Here is a 21,486-nt window from a genome sequence, read left to right as displayed (position 1 = left end):
CTTACCAGTTCAGGCTGGCACCGTTGTAATTAAAAAACCTGCCGTTGTCGTCCGGCTGCAGACCTGCCAGCGTTTTGCGTATACCTTGCGCACTGTCTGTCACCGGAAGTTCAGCACCGACGCCGCCCATTTCTGTTTTAACCCAGCCCGGATGCAAGGCCACGCAGATTGCCTGTCGCGTCTGTAAAGACACATCCTTCAGTACAGAATTCAACGCGGCTTTGCTGGCACGATATAACCATCCATGATTACCGTTACGCTCACTGATGGAACCCATCATCGACGAGATGACAGCAAGACGGCCACCGGCGTTCTCGACCAGCGGCAGCACGATAGGAAGAATCCGCATCGCGGCCAGCACATTGGTATGCATCACTTCATCAAACTGCGTATCATGCGGCGTCTGCAATCCTGTGGTGCGCGGGCCATACACACCGGCATTCAGAATAGCGACATCGATTTTTTCATCATCGAGCCGCCAGCCAAGACCACCGCAATCGTTGATGTTCGTGACATCCAAAGGGATAGCTTCACAACCCTGCGCTTGTAATGTGCTCAGATCAACTGCCTTACGCGCCGTGGCAATCACACGCCAGCCCGCCGCTTTATATTGCAAGGCCAGTTCGTGACCGATACCGCGTGACGCGCCGATAATCAATGCTGTGGGCATCTTGCTTCCTTTTCGTGTTTTCAACCGCATGTCGACGATGTAGCTGTAATCTCATTACCGACACGCTTACCGCGATTAACGATGCGCGCGGCGCACGCTACGTCCGCATATCAAGTGCACAAGTTCATTCAATATCCAGAATGCAGGGCAAGGCGCAAAACGCAGCAATACGTCGGTATTGCGAGGCTTTGCAACGCCGCTATGCGCCCGGATATTGGATGAACGCAGCGCACACTATTTAGAACAACTCAATGGCCATCGCTGTCCCTTCACCACCTCCGATACACAGGGATGCCACACCGCGCTTCTTACCTTGTTTTTTCAACGCACCGATCAGCGTGATGATGATACGGGCACCGGATGCGCCGATAGGATGGCCGAGTGCACAGGCGCCACCGTGAACGTTGACTTTGTCGTGGGAGATGCCAAGGTCTTTCATTGCTGCCATCGGTACGGCAGCGAACGCTTCGTTGATTTCAAACAGATCCACTGTGTCCGTCGTCCAGCCGGTCTTTTTGTACAGCTTTTGAATCGCACCGATCGGCGCTGTGGTGAACCAACCAGGTTCCTGTGCATGCGATGCGTGAGCGACGATTTTAGCGATCGGTGTCAGACCGAGTTCTTTGGCTTTGGACTCACGCATCAGCACCAGCGCTGCAGCGCCATCGTTGATGGAGGAAGAAGATGCAGCAGTGATTGTGCCGTCTTTTTTGAAGGCTGGCTTCAGAGCTGGGATTTTGTCGAGTTTGGCTTTCAGCGGGCCTTCATCTTTATCGATCACAACGTCACCACCACGACCGGAAACGGTAACCGGTGCGATTTCCCACGCAAACGAGCCGTCTGCTGTCGCTGCTTGCGCACGTTTGACGGAAGCAATCGCAAATGCATCCTGATCTTCGCGGCTGAACTGGTATTTGGCGGAGCAATCTTCGGCAAAAGTACCCATGGAGCGGCCTTTGTCATAGGCGTCTTCGAGACCGTCGAGCATCATGTGATCGTAAATCATGCCGTGGCCGATACGATAGCCGCCGCGTGCCTTTGGAATGATGTAAGGTGCGTTAGTCATCGATTCCATACCGCCGGTGACCATCACTTCATTGCTGCCTGCGCTGATAGAGTCAAACGCCATCATGGTTGCCTTCATCGCAGAGCCGCACATTTTGGACAAAGTGACCGCGCCTGTGGACATAGGCAAACCTGCCGCCAGCAAAGCCTGACGTGCAGGTGCCTGCCCCTGACCGGCCATCAGGCAGTTACCGAACAGAACTTCTTCCACCAGCTCCGGCTTGACACCAGCACGTTCAACTGCAGCTTTGATTGCCACTGCACCGAGCTGACTGGCGGTCAGGGATGCGAAATCACTCTGAAATGCCCCCATAGGGGTACGGGCTGCGCCAACGATTACGATAGGGTCTGTCATGTTTTTCTCCATTGAATGTAAGGTGATACAAAATTTCTGCTTGTCTGCTTTTCTCTGAAAACATCTGCAAGCACGATTAAGACTGCAAATACTTTTAAGACGATAAAAAAATTATTTTTGCTGCGCTAATTCTTTATTGATAAATCTGACTTCCTGCGGATAAGGGAAGACATCATCAACCTTACCCTCGACAATACGCTGCTTGCGTCCCTGCCAGTATTCGGCGGTCAGCAGATCAGCATGGTGTTTCATAAAAAATTCTTTCACTTTCTGATTTCCAAGCAGGAAGGTACCGAATTGCTCAGGAAAGACGTCATTCTTTGCAATCGGATACCAGGGCTCAGCTGACATCTCATCTTCTTCATTGCGCGGCAACGGTATCTTGCGAAAGTTGCAGTCGGTGATGTATTCGATTTCATCGTAGTCATAAAAAACGACACGGCCATGACGTGTCACACCGAAGTTTTTATACAGCATGTCGCCGGGGAAAATATTGGCCGACACCAGATCTTTAATCGCGTTGCCATATTCCAGTACCCCCTGCTCCATCGCCTGCATATCACCCCGCTGTTCGGCTTCCGTCAGCCAGATATTGAGCGGTGTCATGCGGCGTTCTATATAAAGATGCTTGATGACGACTTCTTCATCATTGACTTCGAGCATGGATGGTGCGTTCTGACGAATTTCCTCAAGCAACTCTTCAGAAAACCGTGAACGTGGAAACGCAACGTCGGAATATTCGAGCGTGTCCGCCATGCGACCTACACGGTCATGGTTTTTTACCAGCAGATATTTTTCTTTAATCAGCGCCCGGGTGGTTTCTTTCGGCGGTGGGAAACTGTCTTTGATCAGCTTGAACACATACGGGAATGAAGGCAACGCAAATACCAGCATAACCAGACCGCGGATACCGGGTGCTGCGTCTATGCAGTCCGATGAATATTTCAGATGATGCAAAAAATCACGGTAAAACAGGTTTTTACCGTGCTTTTGCAGGCCTATCATGGTGTAGATTTCGCTGCGCGGCTTCTTCGGCAAAATGCTGCGGATGAACTGCACATAAGCCGATGGTACTTCCATATCGACCATGAAATACGCACGGGTGAATGAAAACAGTACCGTAATCTGCATCACATCAAACAAGATCGTATCAAGTACCAGCTCGTTCTTGCGTTTATGCATCAGCGGAATCACAAACGGATATTCGCGATTGCCGTTAATGCCTTTACCGATGATGTAGGCAGATTTATTCCGGTAAAACAAATTCGCCAGTACCTGAATCTGATGATTCGGTTCCAGTTTTTCACGCCCGAAATGCTCACGCAGGCGCGCCTCGACGGCTGCTACATCGCGATCGAGATCTTCAAATGGTGTTTCAAGCTGGAAATTGGTGACTATACGTTTGATCGTGTAATTCAGACCATCGGTTGCCGGGTAATACACGCGATAAGTCGGTGGTGTGTCATCACGCTCTATGTATTCGGTTGAGGTTGCCGGACGCACGAAAATGAAATCATTATGAAAATAATTTCTGTTAAGTAATTTTGTGCAGACGGTATTGAAAAAAGTCTCGGCCAGTTCCGGACGCAGATGATCAATCAGCAAACCCATGTAATGCAGTTTGACTTCGCGCCAGACCTCATCGGTCAGATCATTTTCGTCGTAGTCATCTTCCAGCGTGCGTACGCATTCGCGCACACGCGTATCGTAAAACTGGATACGCTCACGTGCCGCAATCTGTGCAGCCTTCCAATCACCGGTTTCAAAAAACCGCTTCGCCTTCTGACTACTGATGCGGAATAAATGGTAATGCTTGTCAAAGCCATCCAGTATCGTGCGTGCAATATCAAACGCGATCTGAGACGACAATAATTTCGGAAAATGTGTGTTTGGCATGGCGATGGCTCAGGGCAGGTTAAACCGGGTTTTCCAAGCCTCTAGTTTTACCATATCAACGGTAATACCATCACATACGATGATCAAGGGATGCGTAAATTCTATGGATACAGACAAATTCTGATACCTTGCAAGCAGCATAACGATGCCTGAACGCACACCAATAAGACAACATCTGCACCAGCCAGCGGGCTGCACATCAGCCATCTTCCGCCAGACTGACTGATGCAGACGGGCAAAAAACTGGCGATGTGCGGGCACCGGTGTGGTGAGATCTGATCGGGTCATGGCGGAAATCGTGGCAACGTATGCGCAGTCGTTTCAGTCCGGGGATTAATTACTTACGGTCTTAAGGAACTGCGCAACGGTACGTCAAACCAGTTTACTTCGTTTCCGCAAACAGCTCACGGCCTATCAGCATGCGACGGATTTCGCTGGTGCCGGCGCCGATTTCGTACAACTTGGCGTCGCGCCACAGACGACCGACCGGATACTCATTGATATAGCCATTGCCGCCCAGCGTCTGGATCGCTTCACCTGCCATCCAGGTCGCTTTTTCTGCCGAGTACAAAATCGCGCCCGCAGCATCTTTGCGCAAAGCGCGAACCTGTTCCGGATTAGTGGCGCGGTCGCAAGCCTGGCCGACTGCGTACACATAAGCTTTACTCGCCATCATGGTCGAATACATATCCGCCAGCTTGCCCTGCATTAACTGGAATTCACCAATCGGCTGACCGAATTGTTTGCGGTCATGCACGTAAGGCACGACAACATCCATACACGCCTGCATGATACCCAGCGGGCCGCCGGACAAAACTGTGCGTTCAAAATCGAGGCCGGACATCAGGACATTCACGCCTTTGCCGAGGCCACCAAGCACGTTTTCTGCAGGTACTTCGCAATCTTCAAATACCAGTTCACCGGTATGGGAACCGCGCATGCCGAGCTTGTCGAGTTTTTGCGCAATGCTGAAACCTTTGAAATTCTTTTCGATCAGGAAAGCGGTCATACCACGTGGGCCAGCTTCCAGATCATTTTTGGCGTACACCACCAGTACGTCAGCGTCAGGGCCATTGGTGATCCACATCTTGGTGCCGTTCAGCACCCAGCGGTCGCCTTTAAAGTCTGCGCGCAGTTTCATGCTGACGACATCGGAACCGGCATTCGGCTCGGACATCGCGAGCGCACCGATGTGTTCACCGGAAATCAGTTTCGGCAGGTATTTTTGTTTTTGCTCTTCTGTACCGTTGCGTTTGATCTGGTTCACGCACAGATTCGAGTGGGCACCGTACGACAGGCCAACGGAAGCAGAGGCGCGTGAGATTTCTTCCATCGCGATGATGTGGGCCAGATAGCCCATATTCGCACCACCGTATTCTTCGCTGACAGTAATACCGAGTATGCCCAGCTCCCCCATCTTACGCCACAGATCCATAGGGAACTGGTCGTTGCGGTCGATTTCCGCTGCACGCGGCGCGATTTCAGCTGCAGCGAACTGTTGCACAGCTTCGCGCAGAGCGGCGATATCTTCGCCATGATCGAAAGTTAAACCGGGTAAATGGAGCATGTCATCCTCACTGTAATATTGGAACAGATTCGTTTTTATTGATCAGAGTGGTGTTCAACAGGATACGCAGCGACAACATTGCGAACCGGTTTTGCATCTCTTCTGTTATTTTTTTACTGCAACTGCTTTGACTGTCATGTCTGACCGTCATTTATTTTTTGCGATCACAAACAGCGTCTGTTGCATGATCGCACACAATTTTTCCTGCCCCTGATTCACAACAAACACCTCGGCGCTTGAAACAACCAGAGTTTTTCCTGATTTCAAGACCTTGCCACGGGCGATCAGGGCATCGCCTATGCCGGGTGCAACGATATTGATTTTGTACTCTGCAGTTAAGCACTCACTTACTGGCATCAGCAATGTATTTGCTGCATAACCACCGGCAGCATCCGCCAATGTACCAATCACGCCGCCATGAAAATAGCCATGTTGCTGACTGACGGCATCGCTGTACGGCAAGCTGATTTCACAGGTGCCGGGCGTCATTCCTGTCAGTTTCGCATTCCACGCCATCAACGCACCTTGCCCGTTGAAGCTTTGCAGCAGGGTCAGCGCCAGCGTGGGATCGAGTGCGGCGGGTACAGCAGATGTGGTGTCCTGATGCATAAAGTCCCTTACGAATACAAAATCTGAGCACGGGAAATAATACGACTAATTGACGTTAACGTAAACGTCAATTCATTGCGTTTTGTGCAGACTGGTATTTTTACTCTGTCTGAGCCGCTTTCGTGTGTAAAGCCAGCAAACGCCGGCTTTTATCTTCATGTGCGCTGATTTCCGCCAGCATGACTTCAATATCCTCGCGCTGCTGCTCAAGTGAAGCGCGGTGCCGTGCGAGCACCACCAGAAAGCTTTGTAACTGCGCTTCGGTATCTTTTGGTGAGCGGTACATATCGACCAGGCTCTTGATATCCGACAGGCTCAGGCCCAGACGCTTACCACGCAGGGTCAGCTTCAGTTGTGTGCGTTCGCGCGCGGTATAGACGCGGTTGCGGCCGCTGGGACCTTCGCGGGTCGGACTTAACAAACCCTGATCTTCATAAAAACGAATCGCGCGTGGCGTGATGTCAAATTCGCGGGCTAAGTCAGTAATGGTGTAGGTAGCCATAGTTTTAGTACACAAAATCGTTTTTCTGATTACAATCGCTGGAATCGAATTGACGTTAACGTCAATTGAATAAAAACGCATTGTAGGCTATTCCGGCTGCAACGTCCGTACCAAAAACAGAAGAGACAACAATGAATCACCTGGAACAACAACTCGATTATCCGTTTGGCGAAACCCTGCCGGAATCCGGCAAGACGATGGAAATAGCGCCCGGCGTTTTATGGATACGGATGGGTCTGCCGTTTGCACTGAACCACATTAATCTGTGGCTGCTCGAAGATGAAGTCGAGACCGTACAGGGGCGGGTGCATGGCTGGACGGTGGTCGATTGCGGCATCGCCAGCGACGCCACGCGTGACGCCTGGGAAGTGTTGTTCGGTGATCTGCACAATCATCTGCGTGGATTGCCAGTGGTACGGGTGATCGCCACTCATTGCCATCCCGATCACATCGGTCTGGCTGACTGGTTATGCACCTTGTGGAATGTTCCGCTATGGATGACTGCAGGTGAGTACGCATTTGCCCGCATGATGTCGGCTGGCTTGCCGGGTGCGGATGGCACAGCGATGTTTCCGCATTTCCGCAAACACGGGCTGGACCCGGCGATGCAGGAGCAGATACAGGAAAGAAAGAGCCACTACAGCCGCATGGTACCGACGGTGCCGACTTCGTATCGCCGTTTGCAGGAAGGCATCGACCTGACGATTCATCAGCGGCGCTGGGAAATCATCACCGGTTTTGGTCACTCACCAGAACACGCCTCATTGTATTGTGCCGACCTGAATATTCTGATTTCCGGCGATATGCTGTTGCCGCGCATTTCCACGAATGTGTCCGTGTTTGCGATTGAGCCGGAGGCCAATCCGGTACAGCAGTATCTCGATTCCCTCAAAAAATACCTGCCGCTACCTGAAGATGTGCTGATCCTGCCTTCGCATGGCAAGCCGTTCAAAGGGCTGCATACGCGCATCAGGCAATTAGAAGAACATCACGCTGAACGTCTGGCCGAAGTCGTTGCGGCTTGTACGACGCCGCAATCAGCGTGTGACATCGTGCCACTGATGTTCCGCCGCCCGCTCGATGCCCACCAACTGACATTTGCCATCGGCGAAGCGCTCGCGCATCTGCACAAATTATGGTTTGACGGCGTCTTGCAGCGACAAACGGGCGCTGACGGCATCATCCGTTTTGTTGTCAGAACATAGCCATTGTCATTGGGCAAGCAAGCTGACCTGCCTGCCACCGATCACACGAATTGGTGGCAGTCGGTTATTTTGTTCTGAGTTCCATGCCCGCCAACGGTGGCGGAGCCGCACAATTGCCGCTTTGCACGCCCTGTAAAAACGCATGGATCGTTTGTGTCGTCAGTCCTTCGGTACGATGCAATAAACCGTTGCCACCGAAATTCATGTGTGTTGCCCCGTTCACGACACCCAGCCATTTGCAACCCGGTGCCATGTCGGCAAACGGTTCGGTACGGGTACGCCAGGAAGCATGCGCCAGATCATCGTCGCGGGTTCCCGTCATCAACAAGACCGGTTTACTGATTTTGTACCAGGCATGGGCGGGAAAAATCAGTCCCTCGCCTTGCGGTGACAAGGCAATATACGCATCGAAACTGGCAGTACCCGTCACGCCCATTTTATTGTCGGCACCGGCTTCCATCATGGCCACCGCCGCCCCCATCGAATGACCGAGCAAAACCGCGCGTTTGCCGGTACAACGTGCCGCAGCCCATTGGCGCACGGCTTGTATATCCATCAGCCGCGCCGAATAGGCGGGTGCATCGGTGACTAATTCTGTCAGACCGTCCTGCAAACTGCCGCCGCGCTTGGCTTCACGCAAAGATTGCCGGCCACTTTCCAGATGACCCGGCACAACGCTCAGAAAACCTTCTTTCGCCATGAATTCAGCCAGATAGACATAGCCTTTTTCCGAACCACCGGCACCATGGGAAATAATCGCCACCCCCTGACATGCTCCCGCATTCTGATACACGAGAGCAGGAACGCTCTGACCATCCTGACGCGTCAGCGAAATACGCTCCGCCGCGACAACCTGAGTCGACGTGACCGTCAATGCCGTCAAACCGATCAACATACCGATGTATGAACGCTTTCTGAATCCTGTTGCTGTATGCATCACGCCGCTCCTTAACTAATCTGGATAACACACACCTCAACGATCTAACTGATAAAACAGATGACCGCCTTGCCATGTGCGGCGGCATTTGCATAGAAATTTTGCAGATGGGAATAATGTTCCAGCAAATAATTTAATGCCTGCACCCCGTCGGTGATCCACATCCCTTCAGGATAAACCTGCGCTTTTTCCATCTTTGCTGCGTCAAAGCGCTGCGCCAGCGCGGATGCGGGCATTTCCTGCAACGCGGCACTGACTGCGGCGACCTGACGCGCGGTCAAGCAACGGGCGGGGCCTTTACCAAGATCATCGCTGACTTCCTGATCGCCAAACACCGCCCACCCCAGAGGTTCGTCGCCGCCAAATGTCGCGCCGTTGAGCAAATACTGTATGCCGTGCCAGGCTTTTTCGAGATCAAACAATTCCGCTTCGCCGTTGCTGCCGTTTTTGGCAAAAATAAATTGGCGGACTTGTCCGGGATGCTGCTTCAGTTCATCCAGTTTTTCCTGTGTCAGCGTCAGATAAAAACAGCTCATGCCCATGAAATGCTCCCGAATATCGACTATCGTCACTCAGTCAAAAACCACTGCTTTCAACACGAACAGCATTCACAATATAACTGAGTGCAGCCCATTTCCGCATAAATTTCTGTCGTCCGAAACAACCCGCCTATGGCGTTTGAGCTGATCTGTCAGGCCAGTCGTACAACGCTGAAATATCGCTTTGACGACTGGCCTGAAGTTTGTATCGCACCGGATTTATAAGAGTTTTACAGAGGATTTTTTGTGCCGCATTCACCGCAGAAAATGTCGTCTGCTGCCAATGGTGCTTTGCAGGCAGAACATACTCTGGCAACTGGTGCAACAGGCGCAGGCGGCGCTGCTGGCGTCACTGTTGGGGCGATATCTGCTTCCGCTTTCGCCGCTGGCTGATTATTCTTGGCCGCGGCTGCGGCAGCAGCGTCTTTCGCTTCCTGCAATTTTGCACCAGCACGTTCTTTCGCTTCGTTGGCCCGACGTTTTGCTTCCTGCATCTGCGCCTGCAATTGTGCTTCCGCTTCGGTGAAATTCAGACCATCCGTCACTTGCAGATAAATCAGGCAGGTACCGTTAATCATCGTCAGAAACGGAATCACCATGCCGACACTGAACAGCAGCCCGGTTGCAAAACCAAAGGCGCCGGTGTAAGCCATGCCGCTCTCCAGCGCCTCAAAACCACCGCCGTAACCCATATAATTTCCCATCGGATTTCCCATATGGTTGCCCATGATGCCTGACATCATCCCCATCATATTCCCCACAGGATTGACGCCGACGGCCTGAGAAATTCCCATCGTTGTGACATAGCCGGAAAACAGAATGAAGGACACCACACCGGATAAAAACAGCACCAGGAAAGACAACACGACGATATAAGTGATCGTCATCAGCAAACGCTGACGGACAATCACAAACAAACGGGCAATCGTTTCCATTACCGAGTTACCGGCCCAGATTGCCGGTGCCGCCAGTGGCATCGCCACATAAAATATGCCAGCGAAAGTGACACCGATGACGACCGTCAGAAATGGCAACATGACCGCATACAGCAAGGGGCCGAGTCCGGGCAATTTACACAAAAACAGTACCGCAAACGCTGCCAGCACCATCAGCAAAAATATCACCAGCAACACCAGTGCCACGCCCAGCATACGATGGACCGTAAAGATGCCTTGTATGATCGCGTCAGGAAAACTGAGCTCACGGCCCTGGGACTGGCGCATCAGCAGAATGCCGACGGCAGAATAGCCGGTGATACCGACGATCAGCGACACAATGGAAAACAGGCCGCCCAACAAAAAGCTGTGGCGTGTCAGCCAGGCGGTCATCGCCAGGGACAGAAAAAATGCGAGCGCTGCAATGCCTGTCATGGCGAGTGCGCGCCAGTTCGTTGCGGCCTCAGCCGCACGCAGCAACACAAATGGGCTGCCGGAAGTCGTTGGATTGCTGCTCATGGTGTCTCCGATGGATGTCGTCACTCTGGACGGGGTTAACAATGCTGGGTGATGGAAGATGTGCGGCACGAACAATCAGTACCACGCCGGAACATGGGCAGACGACATCATGCGTATGCCCATGTGCGGAACTGGTTTAATAGCGTGAACGCAGTTGCTTGATTTTCCTGATTTTTGCGAGAGCGGCCGTATTTCCGGGGTCCAGCGCCAGCGCCGTCTGCGCCGTTGCCAGCGCATTATCGTAGTCACCGCTGGCGATAAAACTGTCGGCACGACTCAGCAAAGCGGTCGCCTTACCATGCATCATGTCGCCGCCTGGCTGTGCCTGTGCCCCCTGCGGGCGTTTAACGTTGACCGGTTCATCGTAAAAATCGTCGTCTTCGTCAAATTCATCATCGTCATTCCAGCGTTTCTTTTTGGCGGTCACGGGTGCAGGCGCTTCCTTGGCTGCCGATGTCGTCGGTGCTGACGCCACTTCCGGCGCAGCAATGGCGGAAGCCGGTGCCGGAGTGACATCCGCCGGCAGGCTGCTGTCCGGCGATGAGGCCGCAACAGGTTCACCACTGGTCACAACAGGCCCGGTCTGCGAACGGGATTTTGCATACCAGACATAAGCACCAGCGCACACGGCAATTGCCACGACCACCGCAACCACCACGATCGCTTTCACCGGCGTCGCCGTCTTGCTGACCGGCAGGGCATTGTAGGAAGGCAACGCGTCAGAGCCTATTGGCTGCGATGGCTGCACCGCTGGATTCACGCTAGCCGGGGCCTCTGTGATGCTCGCGGTACTTGCGGCTGGCGTCGCGGCTGTGACAGGGACATCCGGGTTTGCGGGTGAGACCGCAGCATCATCAGCAGCACTCACGCTTTGCTCAGGCGGAATAGTCACGGCTTCGCTGGTGACAGGCACCTGTGCTGTCGGCAGATCTGCTGCTTGTTCTGCTGCTCTTTCTGTCACACTGACCGATGCATCGCTGGCGTTTGCCGTCACAACATCCGCTACCGTAGCAGTGGTAACTGCAGCATCAGCGCCAGTGCTGGCACCGCATTTTTTGCAGAAACGCGCCCCCGGGGTCAGTGGCACATGGCATTGATGACACTCGGGCATCGGCGGCGCTGGCGGTAACATCGCAGTGCCACAGGATTTACAAAATTTGGCACCATCACGGTTATCAGCACCACAGCTCGCACAAGTCGTCATCCCTCTTCCTTTTTGTCGTTTCATCCGGTAACGGAACGCGCCGATAAGTTGCGCAGTCGCTCGAATTTATTGCAAAAAATTATACAAGGGCTTTGTAACAAGACAATTAAATGGCTGATCAAAAATCGGGAATACGATCGCGGAGAGCATGATAAACAACACAACAAGGTCGCCATACTGCATGACTGCCCTTAAATATACTGGGGAGAGTATTTTTCAAAGCCCTTTATTGACGCAGAGATTCCATTAAAAAAGGCAAATACTCCCCCCATTTTTGATCAGGAAGCGACTTTCGCAGCCTGCGCCAGCTTGCGGGCGTCGGTAAATTCCCACCACGATTTCGCCGGTTCGCCATTCATGAATGCGGTGATGGACATGAACACATCAATCACGCAGGGATCGTGCCGCACGCCGGTCAGCTCGTACAGCTTTTCATACATCTGCCACGGACACTGCCCCACCAAATCCGCAGGCGCGCTGATGCCCAGCAAACGCAGATCTGCCGCACCGGCCTTGCCGATATTCGGTAAATCCGTCAGCGCGCGCAGACGGTTTCTATCAACTTTGTCGGGGTGCATGGATGCGCTCCATATCAGTGTGCTGGTGGTGTGCTGGTCACAGCACGATAACCGTATGCTAATCCATTGGCAATACGTTTTCAGGTAGCCGACAACGCTGATTCCGGACTTCCAAAGGCAAAAATATACTCCCCCCCAGTATTTTCTAACATCCTTTGTTTATAAGGAGATAATGGCAAAAATGGCTGATACTCCCCTTTTTTCTGTCTTTTTATAGCATTTTTCAGCAGCTTTTCAGCTGTTTTCATACCGGGCTACACGCAACACGGAACCACTCAGCGTCGCACCGGTGTGGCGAACCGGCGTTTTCGTGTACCCTTCACGCTTTCTGTTGAAGCGCGCTATCGTGAAATCTGCCCATACTCCTGTTCCTGTCACCACTTATCTGAAACTGGTTGCGGTCGCCTTGTTCTGGGGCGGCACTTTTATTGCCGGTCGTATTGTGGCGAGTGAAATTCCGCACATGACAGCGGCGGCGCTGCGTTTTGCGGTGGCCAGCGGCCTGCTGTGGCTAATGGCATGGAAGCTCGAAGGCGGCTTGCCGAAACTGACGCGGCAACAAATGCAGGCGACGTTTGCGCTCGGTGCGACGGGCATCTTTTTATACAATATCTGCTTTTTTTCCGCGCTGGCACTGATGCCCGCCGGGCGTACGGCTTTGTTTGTCGCACTGAATCCGATTGTCACGGCGCTGGCACTGGCGGCATTGTTTGGTGAACGGCTCGGTGCGCGGCGCTGGCTGGGCATCGCGATTGCGTTTGCCGGTGCCGCAGTGGTGATCACGCGCGGCGATCTGGGCAGCGCGATGCATGATCTGTCGCAATCAGTCGGTAAGGGTGAATTATTCATGTTGTGCGCGGTCTGCGGCTGGGCCGCTTACACCATCATCGGCAAACATGCGCTGCGCGGCTTGTCGCCGATTGCAGCGACGACGTATGCATCGCTGTGGGGTTTGTCGCTATTGGTTTGCGGCGCGGTCACGGAATGGCCGCAATTCGATACCAGCCATCTGACCTGGCCGGTACTGGCGGCGATTGTGTATCTGGGCGCTTTCGGTACGGTGATCGGTTTTGTCTGGTATTACGAAGGCGTGAAAGCCATAGGCCCGGCGCGAACCGCGGTCTTCAATAATCTGGTGCCGGTATTCGGTATCAGCCTCGGTGCGCTATTACTTGGCGAGCCAATTTTGTTGTCGATGATTTTCGGCGGTTTGCTGGTGATTGCGGGCGTGTCACTGACTAACCGGCAATAATATCAGCGCATGTTCTGCATTGATGATCAAATAAAAAAGGAGGCCAGCGCCTCCTTTTTTTACACCGGAAATACCGGTGGACAGATCATCGTCCTGATCAGAATTTTTTCCACAGTTTGACGAAATACGCCGCACCGCCCAGACCGAACTGCACGCTGTCGTAGTAGAAGCCGTTATCCGTTTCGTTCGGATCCTGACGGGTCGGTTTGACGTTGAAAATATTCGTGCCGCCCACCGTCAGTTTGGTGGTGTCATTGAATGCATACGTCACTGCCAGATCGGCAGAAGTTTTTGGTTCGTAATACGCATTCGGCACACCTGCTGCGGTACCGGAGAAAGTGCCCAGTGTTTGCGAACCATAGTGGATGACTTTGAATTCGCTGGCCCAAGGACCTTGCTCGTAGTTGAATGCCAGCGTGCCTTTCACGCGCGGGCCGCCTTGCTCGATGAACAGGCGTTCACGCTCGGACAGCAATACGTCTTCATAGCCTTTCAGCGATGCCGGTGCATTCACTTTCGTGACTTCGGTTTTGCTGTAATTCAGACCCAGATAGGTCGACAGTTTGCCGGAACCCAGACTGGTTTTATGCGATGCAGTCAGATCGATACCTTGTGTTTTGGTATTGATGGAGTTCACAAAAAACTGTGCCTGACCGACGCCGAGCGAGGACAGCGTCGCCCCCAGTGCAGGATAATTATTTGCGTCAAAACGACCCGACAAAACGATGCGATCAGAAATATCGATGCGGTACAAATCAGCCGTCATAGAGAACACATTGCTCGGTTTGTAGGTCAGACCCAGCGTGTAGTTTTTCGATTTTTCTTCATGCAGTTTCGGGATACCTGCGGCATTGGCAACGGTACCGCCATTCGGTGCCAGTACCACGTCCATCGGTACGCCGGAAATGAAGTCGGTGAACGTCGAGGAAAAATACACTTGCTGCAGTGATGGCGCACGGAAACCTGTGCTCAGGGAGCCGCGCAGATTCACATCGTCAGTCGCTTTGTAGCTACCAGCAAGCTTACCGGTGAGCGTGGAACCGAAATCGCTGTAACGTTCACCACGCACTGCGGTTTGTACTTTGAGGCGATTCGTCACGTCGGTTTCGATATCGACATAAGCAGCGAGGCTGTTGCGGTTGCGGTCGGTGCGGTCACCTGGCTGGAAGCCCGGGAAACCCTGACTACCGGCATTGCCGCCGAAGCCAACACCATCGACATCATTGTAAGAGCCTGGTTCACCGGCGAAAATTTTGTAATTTTCACGACGGTATTCGCCACCAAACGCGACGTTCACGCCATTCATGAAACCGTCAAAGAAACGGCTGAAATCCAGATTCGTCGTCGCTTGTGAAAATGAGAAACCACCAGCATCAAAACTGCTCGGGCTGATACCCTTGCCGCCGCTCAGCAAATCTTTATTGGCGATGGAGGCATTCAGAGTATTGCTGATGTTGTACTTGAGTTCGTTGAAACCATAAGTCTGCGACAAATCCGCACGCCATTCACCAATGCTGAAACGATAACCGGCGATGCCGTAGATATCGTTGATATCGCCGTTGATGTAAGGCACAAAGCCATTCGGATACATCGCCGCAGAATTGCGTGAAGGAATATCGTCGGAGCCCACACCACCGCGTGCCCACGCCGCAGAAGACGCCTTACGTTGCTGCGTCCCCAGAGTGAAATAGAATTTATCACCGCCGCCATTCGGCACTTCACCGTTCAGATAAACGGTGGGCCCCGTGACTTTGGTGTCACCGATGGTGCGCGGATTGCCCGGATCAGCGCGGTTTGAACGACCGCGATCGGTGTATTCTGCGGTCACGCCGAGCACGCCGTTTTCACCTATCCGGATACCGCAATAGGCTGAGGGCAGATAGTTTTTACCATCGCCGACAGAATACTGGCTGTAACCGAAACTGGCTTCGCAACCAAGTGATTTTTTCAGGCTGATATCCATCACACCGGCAATCGCATCGGAACCGTACTGTGCCGCTGCGCCGTCACGCAAGACCTGGACATTGCTGATCGCCATGACCGGAATCGCATTCAGGTCGGTACCGGTATTGCCGCGGTTACGCGCACCGAACAGATTCACCAGCGATACGGTATGGCGACGTTTACCATTCACCAGCACCAGCGTCTGATCGGAGCCCAGACCACGCAATGCGGCAGAGTCTACCAGATCAGCGCCGTCAGCTCCGGTCTGACGCGTGGAGTTGAATGAGGGCGAGATATTCGCCAGTGTCTGGGCCAGATCAAACTGGCCGCCTTGTTCTGCCGACTTGGAAATCGAAATAAAATCCACCGGTAACGGGGTTTCAGTTGCAGAGGAATTGACCCGGCGGGAACCGACGATCGTCATCGTTTGTATCGGTGCTTCCGAGGCTTTTTCTGTACTGCTCTGCGCAGAAGCGCAAAGCGGAGAAACTGCGGCAGCAGAGCTGGCTCCATAGAGGGCGAGCAAAATGGCCTTACGCATTTTGGTCATGACAAGATTCCTTAGAATTGCATTGTTAATTGGGGGATATTCAATGTGGTGAGAAATCTGCCAGCCGGTCACATGTGCGGGAGCTGCGGGCCATGCCCTAGCGAGGTGCAGGCATGCTCTTACTTTCAGACAGATTTCTATGCATTTCAGTATCAGCCCCTGAAGAAAAACCTGTCAATCTCAGTGTGACTGGTTTGTGTCATCAGTGTGACATTTATCTGAAATTAGTTTTTTTTGTAAAAATATTTTCAGATTCAGAATTTCAATGTCTTCAAATATATCAAACCCTTGATTGCCCTGCTGCCATACCACGACAGCATTTCGCCATCAACCAGCTGTACGGGCTTACCCAACTGGCGCTCCAGCGCATCGACATGGGTTTCCGTGAAACGGTAAGGTTCGGTCGATAATAAGACGCTGTCAAACTGACGCGCCATCGTGTCGTCCCAGCTGAAGGCAGGATAACGCAGGCTGTTATTTTCCGGCTCCCAGACCTGACAACCCGCCAGCCTCAGCATATTTGCGATATACGTATCGCCCGAGATGCTCATCCACGGGTCTTTCCAGATACAGTACAAAACACGTTGTGTAATGACGGGCAATCCCAGATCCGCATACGCATTTTCAAACGCAATGCAGAGTTGTTCAGCGGCGGCATCAGCCTGAAAAATCCCGCCTAGTAAGCGATATAACGCGAGGTTGTCACGCGGAGTATTCGGATGGGTGACGATCACATGCGGAATAAATTCCGCCAGCAAGTCCACCGTCGGTTTTTCATTTTCATCGATATTCACAATCAGATGCGTCGGTGCAAGCCGGCGGATTTTTTCTATATTTACGTCCTTAGTACCGCCGATTTTGGGAATCGCTTTTACCACGTCGGCAGGATGTATACAAAACCCGGTACGCCCGACCAGTGAAGATGCCAGACCGAGATCGCAGATCAGCTCCGTGATCGATGGTACCAGACTGACGATTCTGGCTTGCGCTGCCGCCACGGGCTGATGTTGCTGCCCGATAGCATCGGTAAGGGAGATATCGTTCGTCATTTTTTGACTATCGTCATCGTAGGTATCGGGTGTGAACTAATGCTGATCGTCTGCGCGCGCCTTGTGCGGGGCGCGTGAAAATGCGGCATCGTACAGCGCATTTGGCAGCAGTCTTAAACACTTAGCGACCACACCCATCTGCCACGGAATAACACGATACGAGCAACCTGCGTCTATCGTCTGTACTGCTTTCGCCGCAAATTTTTGCACCGGCATCAGGAACGGCATGCGATAGGTGTTGATCTGCGTCATCGGCGTGTCGATGTAGCCCGGTGCAATCGTCACGACACGGATGCCGCTTTTTTTCAATTCCACCCGCAGCGATTCGCAATAGCTGATGACAGCAGCTTTGGATGCGCTGTAGGCTTCGGCACCGGGCAAGCCACGGATACCGGCAACGCTGGCAATCCCGACCAGGCGGCACGCATCCTGTTGCGCATCGCGTTTCATGGTCTGGATAAAAGGCGCAAATGTCGCCACGGTGGCGGTCAGATTAGTTTGTACAACGCGTTCAAAAATTGCCAGATCGCCAGCGTATTCGGTCAAGGTACCGACAGAAATACCGGCATTTGCAATCACCACATGCACGGTACCAGTGTTTTGTATGAAATCGGCAGCGGCGGCAGCCAGTGCGGCATGATCGGTCACGTCGAGCGCGTAAATATGGTGCCGTTCAGAATTTGGCAGGCTGCGCCGCAATTGCTCAAGCTTGTCGCGGCGTCGAGCCAGCAAGCCCAGCGTTGCGCCTTGCGCCGCATATTCACGCGCGAGCGCAGCGCCTATGCCGGAAGATGCCCCTGTAATGAAAACATTTTTCATATTATTTAATTAAAAAAAAAGTCCGCCAAAAAGCGGACTTATTGCATCTTACTTCGGCTTATTTTTTCTTACCGCTGTCAGCAGCAGGTGCAGGTGCTGCAGCCGCTTTTTCTTTTTGCGCTTTACTGACCAGGAAATCGAGTACCTGCAACAATGAACGGTTCTGGGTTTCTTCAGACACGCGACCCATTGTGCGCACTGATTCTACCGGCGACGTCATGAAGCGACCATCCACAGCAACCATAGGAACACTATCAACCTGATACGATTCCAGCAACTGATTAGTACGGTTCAGCTTGCTTTGAATCGCAAAGGAATTGTAGACATCAGTAAACTTCTGTTTATCCAGACCAGACTTGGCGACAAAGTTCATGACGTCAGTATCAGACTGCAAACGGTTACGCTCGATGTGCAATGCATTGAATGCTTTCATCTGATATTCGTCGGCTTTTCCCATCGCTTCCAGTGTCAGATACAGTTTCTGTTGCTGAACCAGGTTATGGAAGTTCACGTGCACACGTTTGAACACGATATTGTCACCCTGTTTCTTGACCCATTCTGCGATCAAAGGCTCGAGCGCATTGCAATGCGGGCAGAAATAGCCAAAAAATTCAATGACTTCAATTTTCTTACCAGCCTCGGTTGGCTGCGGACGTCCAAGTACACGGTATTCAACACCGGATTGCGGCATGGCAGGAGAAGCTCCCGCACCTGCTGAAACCAGGCCTAAGCCCAGCAAAATTACTGCATACATCGCTTGAGTAAATCTACGCATATCTTTTCCTTTATTAAGCTGTATTACTGAATCTGATTACTTCGCAGTTCTGACAATTGCCACATCAACGCCATTCTCAGACAATTTGGCTTTCATTCGGTTCATTGTTTCGGCATTACTGATCGGGCCGACACGAACCCGGTACATGGTGCCGGTATCTGAATTCTTTTCAGTCACTTTTGCTTCAAAACCGATCAGAGCCAGCTTGGCGCGGGCACTGTCCGCATCGGCCTGCTCTTTGAACGCGCCAGCCTGCAGGAAATAGATGTATTTATCATCTGCCGCCGCATCTGCTGCTTTTTCGCTGGCTTTGTCAGCCGCTGGCTTTTCCTGAGCTGGCTTTGTTTCCGCTTTTACTTCCGGTGGGCGGACAGCGGCCTGCACCGGTGCAGCATCGGCCGGTTTGGCCACCGCGGCATCTTTTGCCTGTTCCTTTGCCGCTTCTTTAACCGCATCAGGCTTGCCGTACATAGGACGGTTCGGATCCTGCAGTTGTGTTACAGGCTGATCCGGCTTGTCGGATTTTCCACCTTTATTGGTAAAAGGCGTGGATGATTTCGTGATCAGCAATGCGACTGCCACCGCGATGGCCAGTCCGATGACGAGACCAATAATGATGCCTGTGAAGGTATTACCTTGCTGACGTTGCAGCGTTGAGTGATGTGATTTCATGCGTCTCCGACGAAAAAATTGTCCTCTTTGAATACTTTACCGGTATGGCCCAGGTGATCTGTCATGCTACTGATAAACATGCGCGAGGCACAAGCAGAATGACAGACAGCCAATGCGCATTACATTTTATTCGGTGCAGAGACACCGATCAGGGCCAGACCATTGCGGATCACCTGACGCGTTGCCAGCATCAGTGCCAGACGGGCCATCTTGGTCGGCTCATCATCTACCAGCACACGTTCCGCATTGTAATAACTATGCAACTCACCAGCCAGATCGCGTAAATAGAAAGCAACCTGATGCGGGCCAAGTTCATCCAGCGCTTTTTCCAGCGCTTCCGGGTATTCGGCCAGTTTGGCCAGCAGGCTCGCTTCACGCGGCGCTGTCAGCGGCGACAGATCAACGTCGAGCAACGGTGCAAATGCGGTTTCGTCCGTCGCATATTGCGCGAGGACAGAGCAGATACGCGCATGGGCGTACTGAACGTAATACACTGGATTTTCATCCGACTGCGCCAGGGCGACATCGACATCGAACACAAATTCGGTATCCGCTTTACGCGAGATCAGGAAGAAGCGCACTGCATCGCGCCCTTTGACCACATCACCGTTACCAGACCATTCGATCAGGTCACGGACTGTGACATAAGAACCGGCACGCTTGGAAATCTTCACCTCGGCACCGTCTTTCATGACCGTCACCATCTTGTGCAGCACATAGTCGGGATAGCCTTTTGGAATACCGATATCCAATGCCTGCAAGCCAGCACGGACGCGGGCTATCGTACCGTGATGGTCGCTGCCCTGGACATTGATGGCCTGGCGATAACCACGTTCCCACTTGGTCACGTGATAAGCGACGTCCGGTACAAAATAAGTGTAAGTACCGTCGGTCTTCTTCATTACGCGGTCTTTGTCATCACCATACTCAGTGGTGCGCAACCATAATGCACCATCCTGCTCGTATGTTTTACCGGCAGCTTTGAGCGCGCTGACAGCAGCTTCGACTTTACCGTCGGTGTATAAAGAAGTTTCAAGGTAATAATTATCAAACTTGACACCGAATGCGAGCAGATCGGTATCTTGTTCGCGACGCAGATAAGTCACGCTGAATTCACGAATGGAATTTATATCGTCAACATCACCTGTCGCGGTGACTGGCTGACCATTGCTGGCAGACACGGTTTTCTTGTCAAGAAAATCGCGGGCAATGTCAGCGATGTAATCACCGTTGTAGGCTGATTCCGGCCACTCTGCATCACCCGGCACATGCCCCTTGGCGCGCGCCTGCACAGATAAGGCAAGATTACCGATTTGTACGCCGGCATCGTTATAGTAAAACTCGCGAGTGACAGCATAACCCTGTACATCCAGCAACGCTGCCAGTGCGTCGCCCAGTGCGCCCTGACGACCATGGCCGACATGCAGAGGACCGGTCGGATTTGCTGACACGAATTCAACGACAACTTTTTGTCCGTTTCCGCGCTGGCTCTTACCGTAAGCCGCCCCTTGTTGCAGCACCGTTTTTACGACCGATTGTTTAGCTGCTGTTGCGATCCGGATATTAATAAAACCCGGTCCCGCGATCTCTACCGAACTGATCAACGGATTATTTTGGGCCTCCAGGTTCGCAACAACTGCCTGAGCGATTTCTCGCGGATTTTTACGCAAAGGTTTGGCAATCTGCATGGCGATATTACAAGCGATATCGCCATGCGAAGGATCTCGCGGGCGTTCTAGCAATATCGTCGGCTGCAGATCGCTGCCTTCCAAAATCGGGGCAACCGCATTTTTTAAGGAATTGAGAATTTCTTGTTTTTGTTCAGCTAACATGGCACATGGGGT

At 52.5% G+C, this 21,486-nt stretch carries 21 protein-coding genes; 2 read left to right on the top strand and 19 right to left on the bottom strand.

Translation table 11 applies throughout. From position 1 onward, the window contains the following. Position 1 precedes the first annotated feature (1 nt). From ACPAOP_RS06420 to ACPAOP_RS06390, 7 genes are all read right to left on the bottom strand, one after another. Complete coding sequence (locus tag ACPAOP_RS06420; RefSeq protein ID WP_423680044.1) at positions 2–670, bottom strand: SDR family oxidoreductase; 669 nt, start codon at positions 668–670, stop codon at positions 2–4. A 238-nt stretch (positions 671–908) separates the two neighbouring features. Continuing rightward, on the bottom strand, positions 909–2,090 hold the full coding sequence (locus ACPAOP_RS06415) for an acetyl-CoA C-acetyltransferase (RefSeq protein ID WP_423709707.1): 1,182 nt from the start codon (positions 2,088–2,090) through the stop codon (positions 909–911). Between the two features lie 111 nt (positions 2,091–2,201). Beyond that, positions 2,202–3,986: a bifunctional isocitrate dehydrogenase kinase/phosphatase gene (gene aceK, locus ACPAOP_RS06410; RefSeq protein WP_423709706.1), complete on the bottom strand. Its 1,785-nt coding sequence runs from the start codon at positions 3,984–3,986 to the stop codon at positions 2,202–2,204. A 9-nt stretch (positions 3,987–3,995) separates the two neighbouring features. Continuing rightward, entirely contained in the window at positions 3,996–4,274 is a 279-nt protein-coding gene (locus ACPAOP_RS06405; RefSeq protein ID WP_423709705.1) for a hypothetical protein, read from the bottom strand. A 94-nt stretch (positions 4,275–4,368) separates the two neighbouring features. Continuing rightward, a complete protein-coding gene (locus tag ACPAOP_RS06400; protein ID WP_423709704.1) occupies positions 4,369–5,553 on the bottom strand; it encodes an isovaleryl-CoA dehydrogenase in 1,185 nt (394 codons plus the stop codon). A gap of 147 nt (positions 5,554–5,700) precedes the next feature. Continuing rightward, the gene (locus tag ACPAOP_RS06395; RefSeq protein WP_423680040.1) at positions 5,701–6,162 is read right to left on the bottom strand and encodes a PaaI family thioesterase; all 462 of its coding nucleotides are present in this window, start codon (positions 6,160–6,162) and stop codon (positions 5,701–5,703) included. Positions 6,163–6,262: 100 nt separating this feature from the next. Beyond that, positions 6,263–6,664, bottom strand: coding sequence for a MerR family transcriptional regulator (locus ACPAOP_RS06390; RefSeq protein WP_423682345.1), 402 nt, complete (start codon positions 6,662–6,664; stop codon positions 6,263–6,265). A 131-nt stretch (positions 6,665–6,795) separates the two neighbouring features. On the opposite strand from ACPAOP_RS06390, the gene ACPAOP_RS06385 reads away from it, so the two are divergent. Then, on the top strand, positions 6,796–7,869 hold the full coding sequence (locus ACPAOP_RS06385) for an MBL fold metallo-hydrolase (protein WP_423709703.1): 1,074 nt from the start codon (positions 6,796–6,798) through the stop codon (positions 7,867–7,869). Positions 7,870–7,933: 64 nt separating this feature from the next. Here ACPAOP_RS06385 and ACPAOP_RS06380 read toward each other — a convergent pair whose 3' ends face one another. The 6 genes from ACPAOP_RS06380 to ACPAOP_RS06355 form a co-directional block, all read right to left on the bottom strand. After that, positions 7,934–8,806, bottom strand: a complete 873-nt coding sequence (locus ACPAOP_RS06380) for an alpha/beta hydrolase family protein (RefSeq protein ID WP_423709702.1) — start codon at positions 8,804–8,806, stop codon at positions 7,934–7,936. 44 nt (positions 8,807–8,850) lie between these two features. Continuing rightward, a complete protein-coding gene (locus tag ACPAOP_RS06375) occupies positions 8,851–9,348 on the bottom strand; it encodes a YfbM family protein (protein WP_423709701.1) in 498 nt (165 codons plus the stop codon). Between the two features lie 227 nt (positions 9,349–9,575). Continuing rightward, the gene (locus tag ACPAOP_RS06370) at positions 9,576–10,799 is read right to left on the bottom strand and encodes a zinc ribbon domain-containing protein (protein ID WP_423709700.1); all 1,224 of its coding nucleotides are present in this window, start codon (positions 10,797–10,799) and stop codon (positions 9,576–9,578) included. Between the two features lie 136 nt (positions 10,800–10,935). Then, positions 10,936–12,003, bottom strand: a complete 1,068-nt coding sequence (locus tag ACPAOP_RS06365; RefSeq protein WP_423709699.1) for a zinc-ribbon domain-containing protein — start codon at positions 12,001–12,003, stop codon at positions 10,936–10,938. A 278-nt stretch (positions 12,004–12,281) separates the two neighbouring features. After that, on the bottom strand, positions 12,282–12,581 hold the full coding sequence (locus ACPAOP_RS06360; RefSeq protein WP_423709698.1) for a helix-hairpin-helix domain-containing protein: 300 nt from the start codon (positions 12,579–12,581) through the stop codon (positions 12,282–12,284). Between the two features lie 80 nt (positions 12,582–12,661). After that, positions 12,662–12,829, bottom strand: coding sequence for a hypothetical protein (locus ACPAOP_RS06355; RefSeq protein ID WP_423709697.1), 168 nt, complete (start codon positions 12,827–12,829; stop codon positions 12,662–12,664). Between the two features lie 137 nt (positions 12,830–12,966). On the opposite strand from ACPAOP_RS06355, the gene ACPAOP_RS06350 reads away from it, so the two are divergent. Then, positions 12,967–13,833, top strand: a complete 867-nt coding sequence (locus tag ACPAOP_RS06350; protein WP_423709981.1) for a DMT family transporter — start codon at positions 12,967–12,969, stop codon at positions 13,831–13,833. Between the two features lie 97 nt (positions 13,834–13,930). On the opposite strand, the gene ACPAOP_RS06345 is transcribed toward ACPAOP_RS06350, so the two are convergent. From ACPAOP_RS06345 to argS, 6 genes are all read right to left on the bottom strand, one after another. Beyond that, positions 13,931–16,327 (bottom strand): TonB-dependent receptor plug domain-containing protein, encoded by a 2,397-nt coding sequence (locus ACPAOP_RS06345; protein ID WP_423680032.1) that lies wholly within the window; start codon positions 16,325–16,327, stop codon positions 13,931–13,933. Between the two features lie 254 nt (positions 16,328–16,581). Continuing rightward, positions 16,582–17,376, bottom strand: a complete 795-nt coding sequence (locus tag ACPAOP_RS06340) for a helical backbone metal receptor (protein ID WP_423680030.1) — start codon at positions 17,374–17,376, stop codon at positions 16,582–16,584. A gap of 36 nt (positions 17,377–17,412) precedes the next feature. Next, complete coding sequence (locus ACPAOP_RS06335; RefSeq protein WP_423709696.1) at positions 17,413–18,195, bottom strand: SDR family oxidoreductase; 783 nt, start codon at positions 18,193–18,195, stop codon at positions 17,413–17,415. 58 nt (positions 18,196–18,253) lie between these two features. Then, positions 18,254–18,970, bottom strand: coding sequence for a thiol:disulfide interchange protein DsbA/DsbL (locus ACPAOP_RS06330; RefSeq protein WP_423709695.1), 717 nt, complete (start codon positions 18,968–18,970; stop codon positions 18,254–18,256). Positions 18,971–19,006: 36 nt separating this feature from the next. Next, on the bottom strand, positions 19,007–19,642 hold the full coding sequence (locus ACPAOP_RS06325) for an SPOR domain-containing protein (protein WP_423680027.1): 636 nt from the start codon (positions 19,640–19,642) through the stop codon (positions 19,007–19,009). A gap of 119 nt (positions 19,643–19,761) precedes the next feature. Then, positions 19,762–21,474 carry an arginine--tRNA ligase gene (argS, locus tag ACPAOP_RS06320; RefSeq protein WP_423709694.1) on the bottom strand — a complete coding sequence of 571 codons (1,713 nt, stop codon included), beginning with the start codon at positions 21,472–21,474 and terminating at the stop codon, positions 19,762–19,764. Positions 21,475–21,486 lie beyond the last annotated feature (12 nt).

It is taken from the genome of Undibacterium sp. WLX3042 (genome assembly GCF_049544825.1).
Taxonomy (GTDB): domain Bacteria; phylum Pseudomonadota; class Gammaproteobacteria; order Burkholderiales; family Burkholderiaceae_D; genus Undibacterium.
This window is presented reverse-complemented; position numbering and strand designations above follow the sequence as displayed.

Bases quoted from the DNA above. Each gene is read 5' to 3' on its own strand.
- ACPAOP_RS06355 (WP_423709697.1), bottom strand. From the start codon at position 12,829: ATGAAAACAGCTGAAAAGCTGCTGAAAAATGCTATAAAAAGACAGAAA.
- ACPAOP_RS06415 (WP_423709707.1), bottom strand. From the start codon at position 2,090: ATGACAGACCCTATCGTAATCGTTGGCGCAGCCCGTACCCCTATGGGG.
- ACPAOP_RS06370 (WP_423709700.1), bottom strand. From the start codon at position 10,799: ATGAGCAGCAATCCAACGACTTCCGGCAGCCCATTTGTGTTGCTGCGT.
- ACPAOP_RS06380 (WP_423709702.1), bottom strand. From the start codon at position 8,806: ATGCATACAGCAACAGGATTCAGAAAGCGTTCATACATCGGTATGTTG.
- ACPAOP_RS06345 (WP_423680032.1), bottom strand. From the start codon at position 16,327: ATGACCAAAATGCGTAAGGCCATTTTGCTCGCCCTCTATGGAGCCAGC.
- ACPAOP_RS06405 (WP_423709705.1), bottom strand. From the start codon at position 4,274: ATGACCCGATCAGATCTCACCACACCGGTGCCCGCACATCGCCAGTTT.
- ACPAOP_RS06360 (WP_423709698.1), bottom strand. From the start codon at position 12,581: ATGCACCCCGACAAAGTTGATAGAAACCGTCTGCGCGCGCTGACGGAT.
- argS (WP_423709694.1), bottom strand. From the start codon at position 21,474: ATGTTAGCTGAACAAAAACAAGAAATTCTCAATTCCTTAAAAAATGCG.
- ACPAOP_RS06365 (WP_423709699.1), bottom strand. From the start codon at position 12,003: ATGACGACTTGTGCGAGCTGTGGTGCTGATAACCGTGATGGTGCCAAA.
- ACPAOP_RS06385 (WP_423709703.1), top strand. From the start codon at position 6,796: ATGAATCACCTGGAACAACAACTCGATTATCCGTTTGGCGAAACCCTG.
- aceK (WP_423709706.1), bottom strand. From the start codon at position 3,986: ATGCCAAACACACATTTTCCGAAATTATTGTCGTCTCAGATCGCGTTT.
- ACPAOP_RS06395 (WP_423680040.1), bottom strand. From the start codon at position 6,162: ATGCATCAGGACACCACATCTGCTGTACCCGCCGCACTCGATCCCACG.
- ACPAOP_RS06375 (WP_423709701.1), bottom strand. From the start codon at position 9,348: ATGGGCATGAGCTGTTTTTATCTGACGCTGACACAGGAAAAACTGGAT.
- ACPAOP_RS06330 (WP_423709695.1), bottom strand. From the start codon at position 18,970: ATGCGTAGATTTACTCAAGCGATGTATGCAGTAATTTTGCTGGGCTTA.
- ACPAOP_RS06325 (WP_423680027.1), bottom strand. From the start codon at position 19,642: ATGAAATCACATCACTCAACGCTGCAACGTCAGCAAGGTAATACCTTC.
- ACPAOP_RS06390 (WP_423682345.1), bottom strand. From the start codon at position 6,664: ATGGCTACCTACACCATTACTGACTTAGCCCGCGAATTTGACATCACG.
- ACPAOP_RS06420 (WP_423680044.1), bottom strand. From the start codon at position 670: ATGCCCACAGCATTGATTATCGGCGCGTCACGCGGTATCGGTCACGAA.
- ACPAOP_RS06335 (WP_423709696.1), bottom strand. From the start codon at position 18,195: ATGAAAAATGTTTTCATTACAGGGGCATCTTCCGGCATAGGCGCTGCG.
- ACPAOP_RS06340 (WP_423680030.1), bottom strand. From the start codon at position 17,376: ATGACGAACGATATCTCCCTTACCGATGCTATCGGGCAGCAACATCAG.
- ACPAOP_RS06400 (WP_423709704.1), bottom strand. From the start codon at position 5,553: ATGCTCCATTTACCCGGTTTAACTTTCGATCATGGCGAAGATATCGCC.